We start from the raw sequence: 16,028 nt of genomic DNA on the forward strand, positions 1-16,028 counted from the left end.
TTCTGCCTCAATCCAGCGTGCGGCGGAAGCGCGTCACCGCGATGGTCATGGCGACCAGCATCAGGATCGCCAGCGCCAGCGCGTCGAAGTGCAAATTCTGCATGGTCGCGCCCTTCAGCATGATGGCGCGGACGATCCGCAAGTAGTGGGTCAGCGGCAGGCATTCGCCGAGATATTGCGCCCAGACCGGCATGCCGGCGAACGGGAACATGAATCCGGAGAGCAGAATGCTCGGCAGGAAGAACATCATGGCCATCTGCATGGCCTGGAGCTGGTTTTGCACCACCGTCGAGATGGTGTAGCCAATCGACAGATTTGTAGCGATGAACAAGGTCGACAGCAGCGCGAGCAGGAACAGATTGCCGAGCAAGGGCACGCCGAACAGGCCGACACCGATGCCGATGATGAGGAAGGCCTGAAGGAAGCCAACCAGCACATAAGGAACGATCTTGCCGAACATCACCTCGACCGGCTTGATCGGCATCGACAGCAGGCTCTCCATGGTGCCCCGCTCGACCTCGCGGGTGACCGAGAGCGCGGTGAAGATCAGCATGGTCATGGTGAGGATGGTGCCGACGAGGCCCGGCACGATATTGAGGCTGGACGACGCGGCCGGATTGTAGCGCGCATGCGCGCGGATCTCGAACGGCATCTCGGGCGGATTGCCGATATAGAGATCGTGCGCAAGCGCGGTCTGCACGACCATGCCGAGCGAGCCGAGCGCGGCGCTGGCCGCAACGGGATCGGTGGCGTCGGCCGCAACCAGCAGCGCCGGCCGGTCGCCGCGCCGCACCGCCCGCTCGAAGCCGCGCGGAATCTCGACGCCGAACAGCACCTTGCCCGATTTCAGCAGGTTGTCGAAATCGTCGACGTCGTGCACCTCGTAGATGAAGCGGAAATAGGCGGTGTTCTCCAGCGCCTTCAACACGGAGCGGGCAAGATCCGAAGCCTCCTGGAGCAGTACCGCGCTCGGCAGATTGTGCGGCGTGGTGTTGATGGCATAGCCGAACAGCAGAAGCTGCATCACCGGCAGCATCACGATCATCGCGAACGAGACGCGGTCGCGCTTGAGCTGGATGAACTCCTTGACCAGCATCGCATAGGAGCGCTTCCAGAAGCCGAAGCGCTCGCGGATCTCGTGCGCGGGTGCGGGGTGATCGGCGGCGCTCATTGGAAATTGTCCCTAGAACGGCTCATCAATTCGATGAACACGTCTTCGAGCGAGGGCGATGATTTGTGCCAGTGCAGGCCGCCCTTCTCGCGCCACGGCGCGATGCTGGCCTCGAGCGCGGCGACGTCGCGCCCGGAAACGTGCAGCGAAGTGCCGAACGGCGCCACCATGTCCACGCCGGGCTTGCCGGTGAGCGCGGCCGTGAGCCCGTTGAGCTCCTCGCCCGTCACGGTGTAGGTCGTCAGAGCGGACTTCGCGATCACCTCCTCCACCGTGCCGTGGGCCAGGAGATGACCGTAGGCGATGTAGGCGATCTCGTGGCAGCGTTCGGCCTCGTCCATGTAGTGGGTCGAGACCAGGACGGTGAGGCCGTCGGCCGCGAGCGCATGGATCTCGTTCCAGAAATCGCGCCGCGCCTTGGGATCGACGCCGGCGGTCGGCTCGTCCAGCAGCAGCAGTTTCGGACTGGGCAGCGTGCAGGCCCCGAGCGCCAGGCGCTGCTTCCAGCCACCGGAGAGCTCGCCCGCGAGCTGCTCCTCGCGCCCCGTCAGCCCGAGCCGCTTGATCATGTCGCGCGCGGCGCCGCGTGCGTCAGTGAGGCCATAGAGCCGCGCGACGAATTCGAGGTTCTCGCGCACCGAGAGGTCCTGGTACAGGCTGAAGCGCTGGGTCATGTAGCCGACCTGGCGCTTGATCTTTTCGGCATCGCGCCGGATGTCGTAGCCGAGGCAGGTGCCCTCGCCGCTGTCGGGCGTGAGCAGGCCGCACAGGATGCGGATGGTGGTGGTCTTGCCCGAGCCGTTCGGCCCGAGGAAGCCGTAGATCGAGCCGCGCTTCACCTGCATCGACAGGTCGTGCACGACCTCGCGGCCGCCAAACGACTTGGTCAGGCCCTTGACGTCGATCGCGATGCCGTTGCCGCCGTTCATCGCTTGTCCGCCACCGGCGTTTTTGGATTGAGATAGACGTCGATCGGCTGTCCGACCCGCAGGGCATCGGGCCGCGAGGGCCGCGCCTGGATCAAATAGACCAGCTTGTTGCGCTCATCGAGGCTGTAGATGACAGGCGGGGTGTATTCGGCCGAGGTCGCGATGAAATAGATCTTTGCAGTGAGATCCGCCGCGCAATTGTCGCAAGAGATGCGCACCGTGTCGCCGATCGCAAGCTTCGGCAGCTCGGTCTCGGGCACGAAGAAGCGCAGCTTCATGTTGCCGGGCGGCATGATCGAGAGCACCGGCCGCTGCGCCGCCACCATCTCGCCCTCGCGGAAGTAGATCTGCTGGATGGTGCCGGCAACGGGCGCAAAGCCCCTGCGCCGCGCCATTCGCGTCTCCGACGTCGCGACCCGCGCTTCGGCGACACGCAAGGACGACACGGCGGAATCGAGATTGGCCTGCGTGCCGGAGCCGGTCTTGTTCAGCGAGGCCGCGCGATCATAGGTCTGCTGCGCATTGGCCAGTGTCGCCTTGTTCTGATTGAGGTCGGCAAGCTGGAGATCGTCGTCGACGGAATAGAGGGCATCGCCGACCTTCACCTCGTCGCCCTCGCGGACATTGAGCTTCGTCACCCGGCCCGCTTCGTCCGGGCTGACGAAGATCATGTCGGCCTCGACCCAACCCTGAAATCCGGGATCGCGCTTGTCCTTGCAACCGGCAAGGCCGGTTGCCAGCACGGCGGCCAATGCAAACACGGAAATTGCTCGTGACGACCTCATGTCGTCCTCCGTTCGCCAAAAATCAAATCGAGATGGACGCGCAGCATGTCCTGGGCGTCGAGCGGCGCGTGCCGCGCAAACAGGCTCTGCCAGATCACCGCGATCATCGCGGGTGCGACCAGGATCTGCGGATAGCGCGCGAGGTTCTTCTCGCGGATCTCGCCGCGGGCAATGCCGAGCTCGATCAGCGCGCGCATGCCGGCGATCCCGCGCGAGACGACCTCGCGATAGTAGAAGTCGGCGACGGACGGAAAGCGCGGCCCTTCCGCCACGATCAATCGCACGAGATCTCCTCGCCTCGTGCCGATGACCTCCTTGAGGAAGTTACCGGCAAAGGCCTCGACGAGATCGCGCACCGAACCCGTCGGCGGCGGCAGCGCATTCAGCTTCGCCACGACCGGCACGATCACAGTTCGCACCAGCTCCTCGAACATCGATTCCTTGTCCTTGAAGTGCAGGTAGATCGTGCCCTTGGCCACGCCCGCCCGCTTGGCGATATCGTCGAGCCGCGTCGCGGCAAAGCCACGCGCGATGAACTCCTCCATCGCCGCTTCCACGATGGCCGACCGACGCTCGGCCGCACGCGTGGCACGGTTCGACGCGGGCGCAGCGTCGGCGGGCGCACGGCCCTTCGCATCGGCGCGAGCTGCGGTTGGCGTAGCTGCTTTGGTTGGCTTCTTTGTCATGCTCCATTTATGACTGACTAGTCAGTCATAGTCAAGACAGCGATTCAACTCTACGCAAGCCAACAAATTAGTATTGACTAATTCATTAGCCTTTGCTAATTGAAGGCCCATGATCGAAGCCGCCCCAAACCCCGTCACCACCGTGATGCGCGCCCTCGCCGATCCGACCCGCCGTGCCGTGTTCGAGCGCGTGTTCGAGAGCAAGGAGATCAGCGTCGCCGACCTCACACGTGGCAGCGGCGTGACGCAGGGCGCAATCTCGCAGCATTTGAAGTCGCTGAAGCAGGCCGGCCTCGTCGCCGAGCGCGCCGAGGGCCGCAATGTCTATTACCGCGCCGCGCCGCAAGGACTCGAACCGCTGGTCACCTGGATGGACCATTACGGCGTGTTCTGGCGCGAGCGCTTCCAGAATCTGCGTGACCTCTTGAAGGAGATCGATCCGTGAGTGCAGCCGAGTTCAAAGCCGAGACAAAAGACAGTGTCCAAGACATTGTTTTGGAGGAGGTCTTCCCTCACGCGCCCGAGACGATCTGGAAGACGCTGACCAGCGCCCAGTTGATCGCGCGCTGGCTGATGCAGCCGACCGGCTTCGAAGCCATCGAAGGCAAGGCCTTCACCTTCCAGACCACGCCGGGCGGCAACTGGGACGGCGTGATCCATTGCCGCGTTCTCGAAGTCGTACCGAACCGGCGCCTCGTCTATGCCTGGAAAGGCGGCGACGAACGCAACACCGGCTACGGCGCGCCGCTCGATACCGTCGTGACGTGGTCCCTCACCCCGGTCGAAGCCGGCACGCGGATCCGCCTGGTGCATGCGGGCTTCGTCATGCCGAGGAACGAGTCCGCCTACACGGTCATGAGCGGCGGCTGGAAGAAGGTCGTCCGCCAGCTCGACGAGATCAGTGGCGAGAAGTAAGTGGGAGATCTTTCGATGACCAAGCCTTTTACCGGCGGCTGCGCCTGCGGCGCGATCCGCTATTCGATTCCGGGTGAGCCGCTGTTCAGCAATCACTGCCAGTGCCGGGATTGCCAGCGCGAAAGCGGCGGCGGCCACGGCTCGTACATGACCTTCGCACGCGCCGGCGTCACGGTGACGGGCGAGGCGAAGCATTGGGACATGGTCGGCGACAGCGGCAATGTGAAGACGCGCGGCTTCTGCACGCAGTGCGGCTTGCCGGTCTACATGACCTTCGCCGCAATGCCCGACATCTTCACCATCCGCGCCGCGAGCCTCGACGAGCCCGCCCGCTACAAGCCGCAGGTGGTCACTTACGCAGCGCGCGGGCATGATTGGGACCGCCTCGATCCAGACCTGCCGAAGTTTGCGGGGATGCCGCCGGGATGAGGCGGCTGTATTTGGAGTGTCGAAGTCTCGGCATCGTCATGGCCGGACTGTCCCGAATGTCATTCCTGACGCAATGCTCCGGTCCGCGCATCGCGCGGTACCCCTTGCATCGCCAATGACAGCAGGAGGATTATCCCTTGGCGTCGCAGGCCCAGGCGCGGATCACGCATTCCTTGCCGCCGTATTTGTAGCACTCGCGCGTGGCGGCATTGAGCGAGGCCGAGATCTTCGGCTTGACGGCATAGCCATAGGCGCCGCAAGGGTTGGACATATCGACCGACATCGCGGCGCAGGCGCGCTTCATGGTCACCGTCGTGCAGTCGCCCTTGCACTGCTTGTGAGCGGCGGCACGGGCCTCGTGCTCGGCGCCGTAATCAAAAGCCTGGCCATAGGCCCCGCACTTGCCGACCGCAAACGCACCGGCCGCATGCGCATCCGTGATGTAGCGAGCGCCGGCGACACAAACCGACAGCGCAAAGAAAAACATCGCGCAACGGCGCGCGACGACATTCGAAGCCATGGAAAAACCCCTCCCCCCAAGGCAGGTGGAAGGAACTCTAAGCGGTGGTCGTTTCCAGATGGTGAACGGGTGGTTGAAAACGGCGCCTTGGGAGGTGCCGTAGGGTGGATTAGCGAAGCGTAATCCACCTCTTTTGTTTCCGCACAGACACAGTGGTGGATTACGCCTTGCGGACTGCGCTTCGCGCAGCCGCAGGGCTAATCCACCCTACGCAGCTACGGCACTATCCGCGCCGTGCCGCTTCCAGCGCCTGCGGCGTGTCGATGTCGAGGAAGGCACTCTCTCCATCCACGGGGACTTCGGCCACCGCTTCGGTGTGCTTGGCGATCAAATGGCGCGCGCCGACGTCGCCGTCGAGCGTCATCAATTCCCTGAAGAAACGGCGCGACCACAGCACGGGATTGCCGCGGCGCCCTTCGCTGACTGGCACGACGATGAGGTTGCCGCGGTCCGGCGCAAAGCCGTCGATGAGACGGTCGATCAAGCCGGCATCGATCAGTGGCATGTCGCCCAAACAGACCACGGCGCCGTCGCAAGCCTCAGGCACGGCCGCGATGCCGGCCTTGACCGAGCTCGCGATGCCACCGGCGAAATCCGGGTTGCGGACGAACTTCACCTTCAAGCCCTGCAACGCCTGCTCGACCAGCTCGGTCTGATGGCCGGTGACGACGATCACCTCGGAGGCCTTGGAGGCCAGCGCCTGCTCGGTCGCGATCCGCACCAGCTTCTTGCCGTCGAGCTCGGCGAGCAGCTTGTTCGGTCCGCCCATCCGGGTCGAGCGGCCCGCCGCGAGCACGATGGCCGCGACCTGGCTGTTGCCCTCGATCGCGGGTTCTGCGCGCGGCTGCGGCCGCGTGACGATCTCCATCAGGAGGCCGCCGACGCCCATGCCCATCAACTCGGAACGCGTAACCTTGATGCCGGCGAGCAGCCGCATCAGCACCCAGTCGAAACCGTTTTCGACCGGAGAGCGTGCGCAGCCCGGCGCGCCCAGCACCGGCACCCCGCCGGCCCGCGCGATCAGCAGCAGATTGCCGGGGTCGACCGGCATGCCGAAATGCTCGATCTCACCGCCGATCTCGGTGACGGCCGCCGGAATCACGTCGCGGCGGTCGGCGATTGCGGACGCCCCGAACACGATGACGAGTTCCGCACCAAGCCCGAGCAATTCCTTGATCGCGGCGGACAGCGCCCGCTCCTCATGCTGCACGCGCCGCTCGGCAATGATGCTGGCGCCGGCCGGCGCGAGCCGCTCGGCGGTCACGCGCAGCGTCTTGTCGATCACCTTCGACGAGAGGCCCGGCAGCAGCGTCGAGACCACGCCGACGCGCTTGATGACGTAGGGCGCGATCTTCAACACGTCGCTACCCGCCGCCTTCACCGCGGCATCGCGCAAATTGCCTTCGACGCCGAACGGGATGATCTTGACGGTGCCGACCATCTCGCCCTCGACCACCGGCTTGTAGGCGGTGAGCGTCGCAAAAGTGATGGCCTCGTCGATGTTGTTGATGCGGTCGACCGCGGCGCGGTCGATCACCAGCACGCCCGGGCGCGCGGCGAACAGGTTGGCGCGGCCGGTGAAGGCGCGCTCGACATGAATGCCCTCGCCACCGACCGCCAGCGCGATGCTGGCGGCGGCGACATCCTCGGAGACGTCGCCCTCCTCCATGCGCACCACCACGACGTCCTTGATGCCGGCGCGCGTCAGCGCCTCGACCTCGGCCGGGCCGATCGTCGTGCCTTTCTTCAGCACCAGCGGACCCTGGCGCAGGGTGTGGACGGTCACCCCGCCGATCGCATCCTTGGGGCTCGCCGGTCCGAATTTCATGCCGCTTCTTCTTTTTCTTTGGGAGGCAGGCGCAGCACCGCCGTGATCTCGGCCATGATCGACACCGCGATCTCGGACGGCGAGACCGCGCCGATCGCCAGCCCAATGGGCGCGTGGATGCGCGCGATATCGCTGTCCTTCGCGCCCTGCGCGCGCAGCCGGTCGCCGCGCTTGGCATGCGTCTTCCGCGAGCCGAGCGCGCCGATATAGAAGCAGTTGCGCTCGAAGGCGTGCAGCAGCGCGGGATCGTCGATCTTCGGATCGTGCGTCACCGCGACGAAGGCCGTGTAGGCATCAACATTGAGCGGCGGCAGCGCCGTGTCGGGCCATTCGGCGACCAAGGGAATGTCAGGGAAGCGCTCCGCGCTCGCAAACGCCGTACGGGGATCGACCACAGTGACGTCATAGCCGAGCGAACGCGCCAGCGGCGCCAAGGCCTGGCTGATATGGACCGCGCCGACGATGACGAGCTTTGCGGTCGGTGCGTAGACGTTGAGGAACAGTTTCTTGCCGCCGGCTTCGACACTGGCGCTCTTGCCCATGCGAAGCTGCTTGTCCAGTTCGGCCCGCAGCGGGTCTTTTGCAAAATCCGCAGCCTTCACCAGACGCTGCTCGCCGGTCTCGGTGTCGGTCACCAGAATCGCCGGCCGGCGCGCGGCGCGCTCGGCGTTGAGTTCGTGCAGGATTGCGAGCTTCACGGCTAGCCGACCTTCTCGACGAAGACGCGGATGGTGCCGCCGCAGGACAGCCCGACATTCCAGGCCGTCTCATCGGCAACGCCGAACTCCAGCATCCTGGGCTTGCCGCTCTGGATCACGTCCATGGCCTCGGTGACCACGGCGCCCTCGACGCAGCCGCCGGAGACCGACCCCAGAAACGTGCCCTCGTCGTTGATGACGAGGCTCGAGCCCGCCGGGCGCGGCGCCGAGCCCCAGGTCTCGACAACGGTGGCCAGCGCGACGCCCCGGCCGGCCTTCTGCCAATCCTCCGCCGCCTTCAGAATATCCTCGTCGCGATCGAGCATGGCTTAACCTCTCAAGCTGCGGAACGGATCAGGCTGCGGTGATGCGGCGGCAGCGGCCGGGAGAGCGTGGTGATCAGCTCCTGGATCGAACTCAAATTATGTACCGGGCGGAATTCGTCAACGTGCGGAAGCATCATTTTGATGCCCTGCGCCTTGGCCTCGAAGCCGCCGAACCGCAGAAGCGGGTTGAGCCAGATCAGCCGGCGGCAGGACCGGTGCAGCCGGTCCATCTCGAAGGCGAGCCTGGAATCGGCCTCCCGCTCCAGCCCATCGGAGATCAGCAGCACGATGGCGCCCTGGCTCAGCACGCGCCGCGCCCACAATTTGTTGAAGTTGTGCAGCGAGGCCGAAATCCGGGTGCCGCCGGCCCAGTCCTCGACCGAGGCCGAGCAGCTCGCCAGCGCCTCATCCGGGTCACGCTGGCGCAGCGCCCGGGTGACATTGGTCAGCCGGGTACCGAACAGGAACACCGAGACGCGCTTTCGCGCGTCCCCGATAGCATGCAGGAAATGCAGGAACAGGCGGGTGTACTCACTCATCGAGCCCGAGATATCGAGCAGCGCGACGATCGGAGCCGGCTTCTCGATGCGCCCGAGGCGATGGATGTCAACGATGTCACCGCCGGTGCGCAAGGACGCGCGCAGCGTGCGGCGCAAATCGAGACGAAGCCCGCGGGGATCGGGCCGCTGCCGGCGCGTCAGAAGCTCGGCCTGCGGCAGCCGCATCCGCTCGACGGCGTGGAGCGCTTCGGTGATCTCAGCCGCGCTCATCTGCGCGAAATCCTTCTTCTGAAGGATCTCCTTGTCGGAGACCGACAGGCGCAGATCCTGCTCCTGGTGCTGCGGCGTCTCCGTCATCCGCGGCTGCGACATCGCCTCCTGCACGCGGCGGGAACCGGCCTGCGGCTTCTTCTTGGCCTGCTCCGGCAACGGCACCGAATCCAGCATGTGCTTCCACTCTTCCGAGGCGCGGAAGAACAGGTTGAAGGCCTGCCTGAAGATCAGCGCATGCTCGTGGCGCTTGACGAATATCGCCTCCAGCGTGGTGAAGACGTCGGCGCGGTTGCCGATGTCGATTACCTGGAGCGCGCTCATGGCATCGATGACGGCGCCCGGCCCGACCGGCATGCTGGCCGCACGCAACGCGCGGGCGAAACCGACGATGTTGTCGGCGAACTGCTCGGTCTGGTCGGGCGCAAGGTGGTTGATGGCCATGGTCTCGTATCCATCCCCTCGTCATTCCGGGGCGCGCCACTTGGCGCGAGCCCGGAATCCATACTCCCGATCGTGGTTATAGATTCCGGGCTCGACGCTGCGCGTCGCCCCGGAATGACGGGAGTACTAGTGACGCAAGATCAATTCTCGCTCGTCGCTTCCTTCAGTACCTTCTGCAAGGTATCGCCCTGCATCCGGGTGATATCGTCCTGGTACTTGAGCAGCGCCCCCAGCGTGTCGCCGACCACTTGCGGGGTCAGCGAGCGGGCGTCGAGCTCCGACAACGCAGTGGCCCAGTCGATGGTCTCCGCGACACCAGGCGACTTGTAGAAATCCTGGTTGCGCAGCGCCTGGACGAAACGCACGACCTGCTGCGACAGCTTGGCGGAGATGCCGGGCACGCGCGTCTTGACGATCGCGAGCTCGCGCTCGGCTTCGGGATAGTCGACCCAGTGATAGAGGCAGCGCCGCTTCAGCGCGTCATGGATCTCGCGGGTACGGTTGGAGGTGATGATGACGATCGGCGGATGCGGCGCCTTGACGGTGCCGAATTCGGGAATGGTCACCTGGAAGTCGCTGAGGATTTCGAGCAGGTATGCCTCGAACGCCTCGTCGGCGCGATCGAGCTCGTCGATCAGCAGCACCGGCGGTCCCGCAACGTCGGGCTCCAGCGCCTGAAGCAACGGCCGCTTGATCATATAGCGGTCGGCGAAGATGTCGGACGAGAGCTGATCGCGGTCGGTGTCGCCGGCGGCTTCCGCCATCCGGATCGCGATCATCTGCGCGGCGCTGTTCCACTCGTAGACGGCGGAGGAGACGTCGAGGCCCTCGTAGCACTGCAGGCGGATCAGCTTCCGCCCCAGCGCCGCCGACAGCACCTTTGCGATCTCGGTCTTGCCGACGCCGGCTTCGCCCTCCAGGAACAGCGGCCGGCCCATGCGCAGCGACAGATAGGTCACCGTCGCCAGCGATCGCTCCGCGAGATAACCGCGCGAAGTCAAAAGTTCGAGCATCGCATCGACCGATGCCGGCAGGGCCGTGAGAGTCATGAAAAAGCCAGTCTCGCTACGCCCTCACCGGGGACAAGTTTGGGCCGAGGCGTGAGGTTCACTCACTCCTTGGCATTGGCGGCATCGAGGGCACGCCGCGTCAGCACCCCGATGAGATGCGCACGGTATTCGGCGCTGCCGTGGATGTCGCTGTTGAGGCCTTCCGCCGGCACCTCGATGCCATCGAGCGCCTTCGCGGCGAAGCGCTTCTTCAGGGCTTCCTCGAACGCGGTGACGCGGAACACGCCTTCGGAGCCGGCACCGGTGACGGCAACGCGCACGTCCGAAGGACGCCGCGCCACGAACACGCCGACCAGCGCATAACGCGAAGCCTGGTTGCGGAACTTGATGTAGGCCGCCTTCTTCGGCAGCGGGAACATCACCTTGGTGATGATCTCGTCGGCTTCGAGCGCCGTCGTGAACAGGCCCTGGAAATACTCTTCCGCCTTGAGGCGGCGCTTGTTGGTGACGATGGTGGCGCCGAGTGCGAGCACCGCGGCCGGATAGTCCGCGGTCGGATCGTTGTTGGCGAGCGAGCCGCCGATCGTGCCCTTGTGGCGCACGGCGGGGTCGCCGATCTGGCTGGCAAGATTGGCCAGCGCCGGGATCGCCTCACCGACGATCGCGGAGCTCGCGACCTCGGCATGCCTGGCGGTGGCGCCGATCACGAGCGCGCGGCCCTTCATCTCGATCGTGTTGAGCCCCTCGATATGGGAGAGGTCGACCAGATGCGGGGGGCTGGCGAGGCGCTGCTTCATGACGGGAATCAGCGTGTGGCCGCCGGCGATCACCTTGGCGTCTTCGTTCTTCACCAGGAGATTGGCCGCCTGGCGAACGGTCCCAGGGCGATGGTATTTGAATTCGTACATCTGAATGTCCTGATCGCAGAATGCGCGCGCGGTTAGGCGAGATCGGATTTCGCCATCGCCTTGGCGCCGGCGGAGATCGAAGCGACGATGTTCTGGTAGCCGGTGCAACGGCAGAGATTGCCTTCCAGCTCCTCGCGGATGGTGTGGTCGTCGACCTCGTGGCCCTTGCGATGGACGATGTCGATCGCCGTCATGATCATGCCCGGCGTGCAGAAGCCGCATTGCAGGCCATGGTGCTCGCGGAAGGCCTCCTGCATCGGATGCAGCGGCGCGCCGTCGGCGGCCAGTCCCTCGATCGTCTTGACCTCGTGGCCGTCGGCCATCACGGCCAGCGTGGTGCAGGACTTCACGGCCTTGCCGTCGAGATGCACGACACAGGCGCCGCACTGCGAGGTGTCGCAACCGACATGGGTGCCGGTCAGGCGCAGATTCTCGCGCAGGAACTGCACCAGAAGGGTGCGGGGATCGACGTTGGCCGTGACAGGATTGCCGTTCACGATGAGGGAGATTTTTGCCATAAGCACTCTCTATCAGCGCCCCGACGGGTCCCGTCGAAGCGGTTCTTATAATTATTCCAACCCATCATATGGGCCATTATGCCCGGGGGCAACATCGCCCCGGACGCAAGGCGCCATGCCGAAAGGCGATAGCCTTCAGCCCTGTACCGCCTTGGCGAAGTTCGCGAAAAATTCGTCGGCCAGTTTCTTGGCGGTGCCGTTGATGAGGCGCTGGCCGAGCTGCGCCAACTTGCCGCCGATCTGCGCCTCGACCTCGTAGGCGAGCAGCGTACCGCCGTCCTTCTCCGCGAGCTTGACCACGGCCCCGCCCTTGGCGAAGCCGGCGACCCCGCCCTCGCCTTCGCCGGAGATCTTGTAGCCGTTCGGCGGGTCGAGATCACTCAGCGTGACCTTGCCCTTGAAGCGCGCCGACACCGGTCCGACCTTCATTTTCGCGGTCGCGCGAAAGCCGCCGTCGTCGGTCTTCTCCAGCTCTTCGCAGCCGGGGATGCAGGCCTTCAGCACCTCGGGATTGTTGAGCTTCTCCCACACGGCCTCGCGCGGCGCCGCAAGCTGGACTTCGCCGTTCATCGTCATGGCCATGGGGTACCTCCCGGATGCTTCGCTATAATGTGCTCAAGTAACGCACGGAGGCCGCAAAGGAAAGAGCAGCCCCCGGCCACGTGCAATGCATATTCGCAACTGCAAAAAGCTTTGCGCTGATGGTTTGGGATTGGCAGAGCCGGGGCATGGTGATTAGGTCCGGCGCAACATGAGCACAGCCCTCTCCCCCCTGCTCGCGCCGATGCTGTCGAGCGCAGCCATGCGCGCGGTCTGCGACGACCGGTCGACCCTCCAGAACATGCTCGATTTCGAGGCAGCCCTGGCACGCGCCGAGGCCGCCACGGATGTGATTCCCGCATCCGCGGTGGGCCCGATCGAAGCCGCGTGCAAGGCTGATAGCTTTGACATGGCCGCTCTGGGCGAGGCCGCGACGCGATCCGGCAATCTCGCGATTCCCCTGGTCAAGGCGCTCACGGCCAATGTCGGCAAGGCCGATGCGGAGGCCGCGCGCTACGTCCATTGGGGCGCAACGAGCCAGGATGTCATCGACACCGCGACCATGCTCACGCTTCGCGCCGGCATCGATGCACTCGATGCCGATCTCAGCCGCGCCATCAAGGGCTTTGCCGCGCTGGCGCGGAGCCATCGCAATACCGCCATGGTGGCGCGGACCTGGCTCCAGCACGCGCTGCCGATGCCGTTCGGGCTCAAGGCGGCGGAATACGCATCAAGCCTTGCCCGCGCCCGCTGCCGCCTGCGGCGGCTCTCCCGCGAGGGTCTTGCGCTGCAATTCGGCGGCGCGGCCGGCACGCTCGCGGCTCTCGGCGACAAGGGGCTCGTCGTTGCAGAGCGACTGGCGCAGGAGCTCAACCTGCCGCTGCCGGAAGCGCCCTGGCACACCCATCGCGACCGGATCGCGGAAGCAGCATCATGCTTTGCGATTCTCGCCGGAAGCTGCGGCAAGATCGCGCGCGACGTCTCGCTGATGATGCAGACCGATGTTGGCGAAGCGTTCGAGCCTGCCGGCGAAGGCCGCGGCGGCTCCTCGACCATGCCGCACAAGCGCAACCCGGTCGCAGCCGCGAGCGCGCTGGGCTGCGCAACCATGGCGCCGCAGCTCGCCGCGACGATTTTTGCAGCCCAGGTGCAGGACCATGAGCGCAGCGCCGGCCCCTGGCACGCGGAATGGCCGACGCTGCCGCAATTGATGCTGGTCGCCTCGGGCGCGCTCGCCGCCATCGTCGACATCGCCGAGGGCCTCGACGTCGATGCCGCGCGCATGCGCAGCAACCTCGATGCGACGCATGGGCTCATCATGGCGGAAGCCGTCACGTTTGCGCTGGCCGACAAGATCGGCAAGAGCGATGCGCATCATTTGATCGAGGCCGCGAGCAAGCGCGCGGTCGCCGAAAAGAAGCATTTGCGCGAGGTTCTCGCGGCCGATTCGCAGGTCACCGCGCATCTGCCGCCGGAAAAAATTGCGGCATTGTTCGAGCCGATGGCCTATCAAGGGGCTTCCCAAGCCCTGATCGACCGGCTGCTCGACAGCCTCGAGCGGGATTGATTGTTTGAGCATGATCTTTTTCGGAAAACCGCTCCGCACTTTTCCGGATCATGCTCCAGAACGGAGACGCCCAGCATGCCCATGATCGATGCCGACGGTTGCCTGATCAACGTCTCCGTCGAGGGCCGCGACGGCGGGCCGACGCTGATGCTGTCCAATTCGCTCGGCTGCACGTTGCAGATGTGGGAGCCGCAGATGAAGGCGTTGACGCAGGTGTTCCGCGTCATCCGCTATGACCGCCGCGGCCACGGCAAGTCCAACGTTCCGCCCGCCCCCTATACGATGGAGCGCTTCGGCCGCGATGTGCTGGCGATCCTCGACGACCTCAACATCGAGAAGGTGCATTGGTGTGGCCTGTCGATGGGCGGCATGGTCGGGCAGTGGCTGGGAGCCAATGCGCCGGAGCGGTTCGGCAAGCTCATCCTCGCCAATACCTCCTGCTACTACGCCGAGCCGACCAAATGGCTGGAGCGCATCGACGCGGTGAAGAAGGGCGGCATCGCGGCGGTGGCCGATGCCGTGATCGCGGGCTGGCTGACCCAGGATTTCCGCGAGCGCGAGCCGCAGATCACGGCGAAGATGAAGTCGATGCTGCTCGCCTCCCCGGTCGAGGGCTATCTGGCCTGCTGCGAGGCGCTGTCGACGCTCGATCAGCGCGAGCTGCTCGCCAAGATCAAGAGCCCGACGCTGGTGATCGCCGGCCGCCACGACATGGCGACGCCGATCTCGGCGGGTGAGCTGATCCGCTCCAACATTCCCGGCGCCAGCATGACCATCATCGACGCTGCGCACATTTCCAATGTCGAGCAGCCGCACGCGTTTACCGACGCGGTCGTGGGCTTCTTGACGCAACGCTAACCGCAACCGTCATTGCGAGCGCAGCGAAGCAATCCAGAAATCCCTCCGCGGTGACATTCTGGATTGCTTCGTCGCTTCAGTGCAAAATTGCTCCGCAATTTTGTCACGAGCTCCTCGCAATGACGAAGAGGAGGAAACACCATGGACGACCAGAAGCGCCGCGATGCCGGCATGAACGTGCGTCGGAAGGTGCTGGGCAATGCCTGGGTCGACAAGTCGATCGCGGGCCGCAATGCCTTCAACACCGACTTCCAGGACATGATCACGCGCTACGCCTGGGGCGAGATCTGGACGCGGCCGCATTTCGACGAGCGCACGCGGCGCGTGCTCGTGATCGGCACCATGGTCGCGCTGGGGCAATGGGACGAATTCCGCCTGCATGTGCGCGCGGCGCTCGCCGATGGTGGCTTCACCCCCGACGACATCAAGGAAATCCTGCTTCAGCAGGCAATCTATTGCGGCGTGCCGGCGGCGAACCACGCCGTCAAGGAAGCCTCAGCGATTGTGCAGGAGCTCGGCCTGCTCAAGAGCTAGCGGCGCGGCGGTCTCGACGGTTTTCTGAACGATCTTGGGCGCCGGCGCGGGCCGTTCGATCACCACCACGATGGCAGCGCCGAGCAGCAGCAGGAGCTCGGTGGCATGCAGCCGGAGCGCGGCCATCTCGCCGACCTTCGAGGCCATCAACATGCTCGTAAACGAGATGAGGCTGCCGATCGCAAGCGCAATGCCGAGCGCCTCGTCGCTGCCGCCATTCTTGCGGACGCGGGGAATGCACAGAAGCGCGAGATAGATGGCAAAGAACGCCACCACCGTCAGCCGGCCCAGCGCCAGCAGCCAGGCGGCACGCACCGTGCTCATCCCCGCCATCTGGAGATGGTCGCTGAGGAACAGCGCCACCGCGACACTCGGCCGCTCGTAAAGGCCGTGCACCGGTGCCACCATGATGTTGAAAGCCACGAGCGTCCAGGCCGGGATGAAATAGGCCGCCAGCAGGGCGCCGTTGACCGAACCGATCCGCCAATTCCTGAACATGCCGCTTCCCGCTTCGCCAGCTTACGCGCCTTCCATGGGAAGGCTTTGCCGAGGAGCTAACTCGCATCAGACTATGGCGGCAATTTAAACCCTT

20 protein-coding genes are annotated in these 16,028 nt (G+C 65.1%); 6 read left to right on the forward strand and 14 right to left on the reverse strand.

Annotation, left to right across the window (positions count from 1 at the left end):
- Positions 1-7: 7 nt before the first annotated feature.
- Genes ACKWRH_RS29270 through ACKWRH_RS29285 form a run of 4 tightly spaced genes read right to left on the reverse strand, consistent with a single transcriptional unit; the run spans position 8 to position 3,571 of the window.
- Complete coding sequence (locus ACKWRH_RS29270) at positions 8-1,171, reverse strand: ABC transporter permease (RefSeq protein ID WP_445216342.1); 1,164 nt, start codon at positions 1,169-1,171, stop codon at positions 8-10.
- A complete protein-coding gene (locus tag ACKWRH_RS29275; RefSeq protein WP_445216343.1) occupies positions 1,168-2,100 on the reverse strand; it encodes an ABC transporter ATP-binding protein in 933 nt (310 codons plus the stop codon). Before ACKWRH_RS29275 ends, ACKWRH_RS29270 begins: the two co-directional genes overlap by 4 nt.
- Complete coding sequence (locus ACKWRH_RS29280) at positions 2,097-2,885, reverse strand: HlyD family secretion protein (protein WP_014494207.1); 789 nt, start codon at positions 2,883-2,885, stop codon at positions 2,097-2,099. Before ACKWRH_RS29280 ends, ACKWRH_RS29275 begins: the two co-directional genes overlap by 4 nt.
- The gene (locus tag ACKWRH_RS29285) at positions 2,882-3,571 is read right to left on the reverse strand and encodes a TetR/AcrR family transcriptional regulator (RefSeq protein WP_094184412.1); all 690 of its coding nucleotides are present in this window, start codon (positions 3,569-3,571) and stop codon (positions 2,882-2,884) included. Before ACKWRH_RS29285 ends, ACKWRH_RS29280 begins: the two co-directional genes overlap by 4 nt.
- 109 nt (positions 3,572-3,680) lie before the next feature.
- Here ACKWRH_RS29285 and ACKWRH_RS29290 point away from each other — a divergent pair, with 109 nt between their 5' ends.
- Genes ACKWRH_RS29290 through ACKWRH_RS29300 form a run of 3 tightly spaced genes read left to right on the forward strand, consistent with a single transcriptional unit; the run spans position 3,681 to position 4,915 of the window.
- Positions 3,681-4,016 (forward strand): ArsR/SmtB family transcription factor, encoded by a 336-nt coding sequence (locus ACKWRH_RS29290; RefSeq protein ID WP_018645834.1) that lies wholly within the window; start codon positions 3,681-3,683, stop codon positions 4,014-4,016.
- Positions 4,013-4,486, forward strand: a complete 474-nt coding sequence (locus ACKWRH_RS29295) for an SRPBCC family protein (protein WP_445216344.1) — start codon at positions 4,013-4,015, stop codon at positions 4,484-4,486. Before ACKWRH_RS29290 ends, ACKWRH_RS29295 begins: the two co-directional genes overlap by 4 nt.
- 15 nt (positions 4,487-4,501) lie before the next feature.
- A complete protein-coding gene (locus tag ACKWRH_RS29300) occupies positions 4,502-4,915 on the forward strand; it encodes a GFA family protein (RefSeq protein WP_445216345.1) in 414 nt (137 codons plus the stop codon).
- Between the two features lie 130 nt (positions 4,916-5,045).
- On the opposite strand, the gene ACKWRH_RS29305 is transcribed toward ACKWRH_RS29300, so the two are convergent.
- The 9 genes from ACKWRH_RS29305 to ACKWRH_RS29345 all read right to left on the reverse strand — a co-directional run bounded on the left by ACKWRH_RS29305 (position 5,046) and on the right by ACKWRH_RS29345 (position 12,519).
- Positions 5,046-5,435, reverse strand: a complete 390-nt coding sequence (locus ACKWRH_RS29305) for a DUF4189 domain-containing protein (protein WP_445216346.1) — start codon at positions 5,433-5,435, stop codon at positions 5,046-5,048.
- Between the two features lie 223 nt (positions 5,436-5,658).
- Entirely contained in the window at positions 5,659-7,263 is a 1,605-nt protein-coding gene (locus ACKWRH_RS29310; protein WP_445216347.1) for an NTP transferase domain-containing protein, read from the reverse strand.
- Positions 7,260-7,961 carry an XdhC family protein gene (locus tag ACKWRH_RS29315; protein ID WP_445216348.1) on the reverse strand — a complete coding sequence of 234 codons (702 nt, stop codon included), beginning with the start codon at positions 7,959-7,961 and terminating at the stop codon, positions 7,260-7,262. The genes ACKWRH_RS29310 and ACKWRH_RS29315 overlap by 4 nt, the downstream gene beginning before the upstream one ends.
- A 2-nt stretch (positions 7,962-7,963) precedes the next feature.
- Positions 7,964-8,287: an XdhC family protein gene (locus ACKWRH_RS29320; RefSeq protein ID WP_007602422.1), complete on the reverse strand. Its 324-nt coding sequence runs from the start codon at positions 8,285-8,287 to the stop codon at positions 7,964-7,966.
- Positions 8,288-8,298: 11 nt separating this feature from the next.
- Entirely contained in the window at positions 8,299-9,501 is a 1,203-nt protein-coding gene (locus tag ACKWRH_RS29325; RefSeq protein ID WP_445216349.1) for a vWA domain-containing protein, read from the reverse strand.
- A 140-nt stretch (positions 9,502-9,641) separates the two neighbouring features.
- On the reverse strand, positions 9,642-10,550 hold the full coding sequence (locus ACKWRH_RS29330) for an AAA family ATPase (RefSeq protein ID WP_014494196.1): 909 nt from the start codon (positions 10,548-10,550) through the stop codon (positions 9,642-9,644).
- A 62-nt stretch (positions 10,551-10,612) separates the two neighbouring features.
- Positions 10,613-11,419 (reverse strand): FAD binding domain-containing protein, encoded by an 807-nt coding sequence (locus ACKWRH_RS29335; RefSeq protein WP_014494195.1) that lies wholly within the window; start codon positions 11,417-11,419, stop codon positions 10,613-10,615.
- Between the two features lie 32 nt (positions 11,420-11,451).
- Positions 11,452-11,937, reverse strand: a complete 486-nt coding sequence (locus tag ACKWRH_RS29340) for a (2Fe-2S)-binding protein (RefSeq protein WP_027560187.1) — start codon at positions 11,935-11,937, stop codon at positions 11,452-11,454.
- Between the two features lie 135 nt (positions 11,938-12,072).
- Positions 12,073-12,519, reverse strand: a complete 447-nt coding sequence (locus ACKWRH_RS29345) for a CoxG family protein (protein ID WP_282523152.1) — start codon at positions 12,517-12,519, stop codon at positions 12,073-12,075.
- 169 nt (positions 12,520-12,688) lie between these two features.
- On the opposite strand from ACKWRH_RS29345, the gene ACKWRH_RS29350 reads away from it, so the two are divergent.
- The 3 genes from ACKWRH_RS29350 to ACKWRH_RS29360 all read left to right on the forward strand — a co-directional run bounded on the left by ACKWRH_RS29350 (position 12,689) and on the right by ACKWRH_RS29360 (position 15,436).
- Entirely contained in the window at positions 12,689-14,044 is a 1,356-nt protein-coding gene (locus tag ACKWRH_RS29350; RefSeq protein ID WP_445216350.1) for a 3-carboxy-cis,cis-muconate cycloisomerase, read from the forward strand.
- Between the two features lie 75 nt (positions 14,045-14,119).
- Positions 14,120-14,902 carry a 3-oxoadipate enol-lactonase gene (gene pcaD / locus ACKWRH_RS29355; RefSeq protein WP_085404329.1) on the forward strand — a complete coding sequence of 261 codons (783 nt, stop codon included), beginning with the start codon at positions 14,120-14,122 and terminating at the stop codon, positions 14,900-14,902.
- Positions 14,903-15,043: 141 nt separating this feature from the next.
- Positions 15,044-15,436 carry a carboxymuconolactone decarboxylase family protein gene (locus ACKWRH_RS29360; protein ID WP_445216351.1) on the forward strand — a complete coding sequence of 131 codons (393 nt, stop codon included), beginning with the start codon at positions 15,044-15,046 and terminating at the stop codon, positions 15,434-15,436.
- Here ACKWRH_RS29360 and ACKWRH_RS29365 read toward each other — a convergent pair.
- Positions 15,398-15,934 carry a hypothetical protein gene (locus ACKWRH_RS29365; RefSeq protein ID WP_014494189.1) on the reverse strand — a complete coding sequence of 179 codons (537 nt, stop codon included), beginning with the start codon at positions 15,932-15,934 and terminating at the stop codon, positions 15,398-15,400. The genes ACKWRH_RS29360 and ACKWRH_RS29365 overlap by 39 nt on opposite strands.
- Positions 15,935-16,028: the final 94 nt, after the last annotated feature.

Source organism: Bradyrhizobium sp. Pa8, assembly GCF_052588265.1.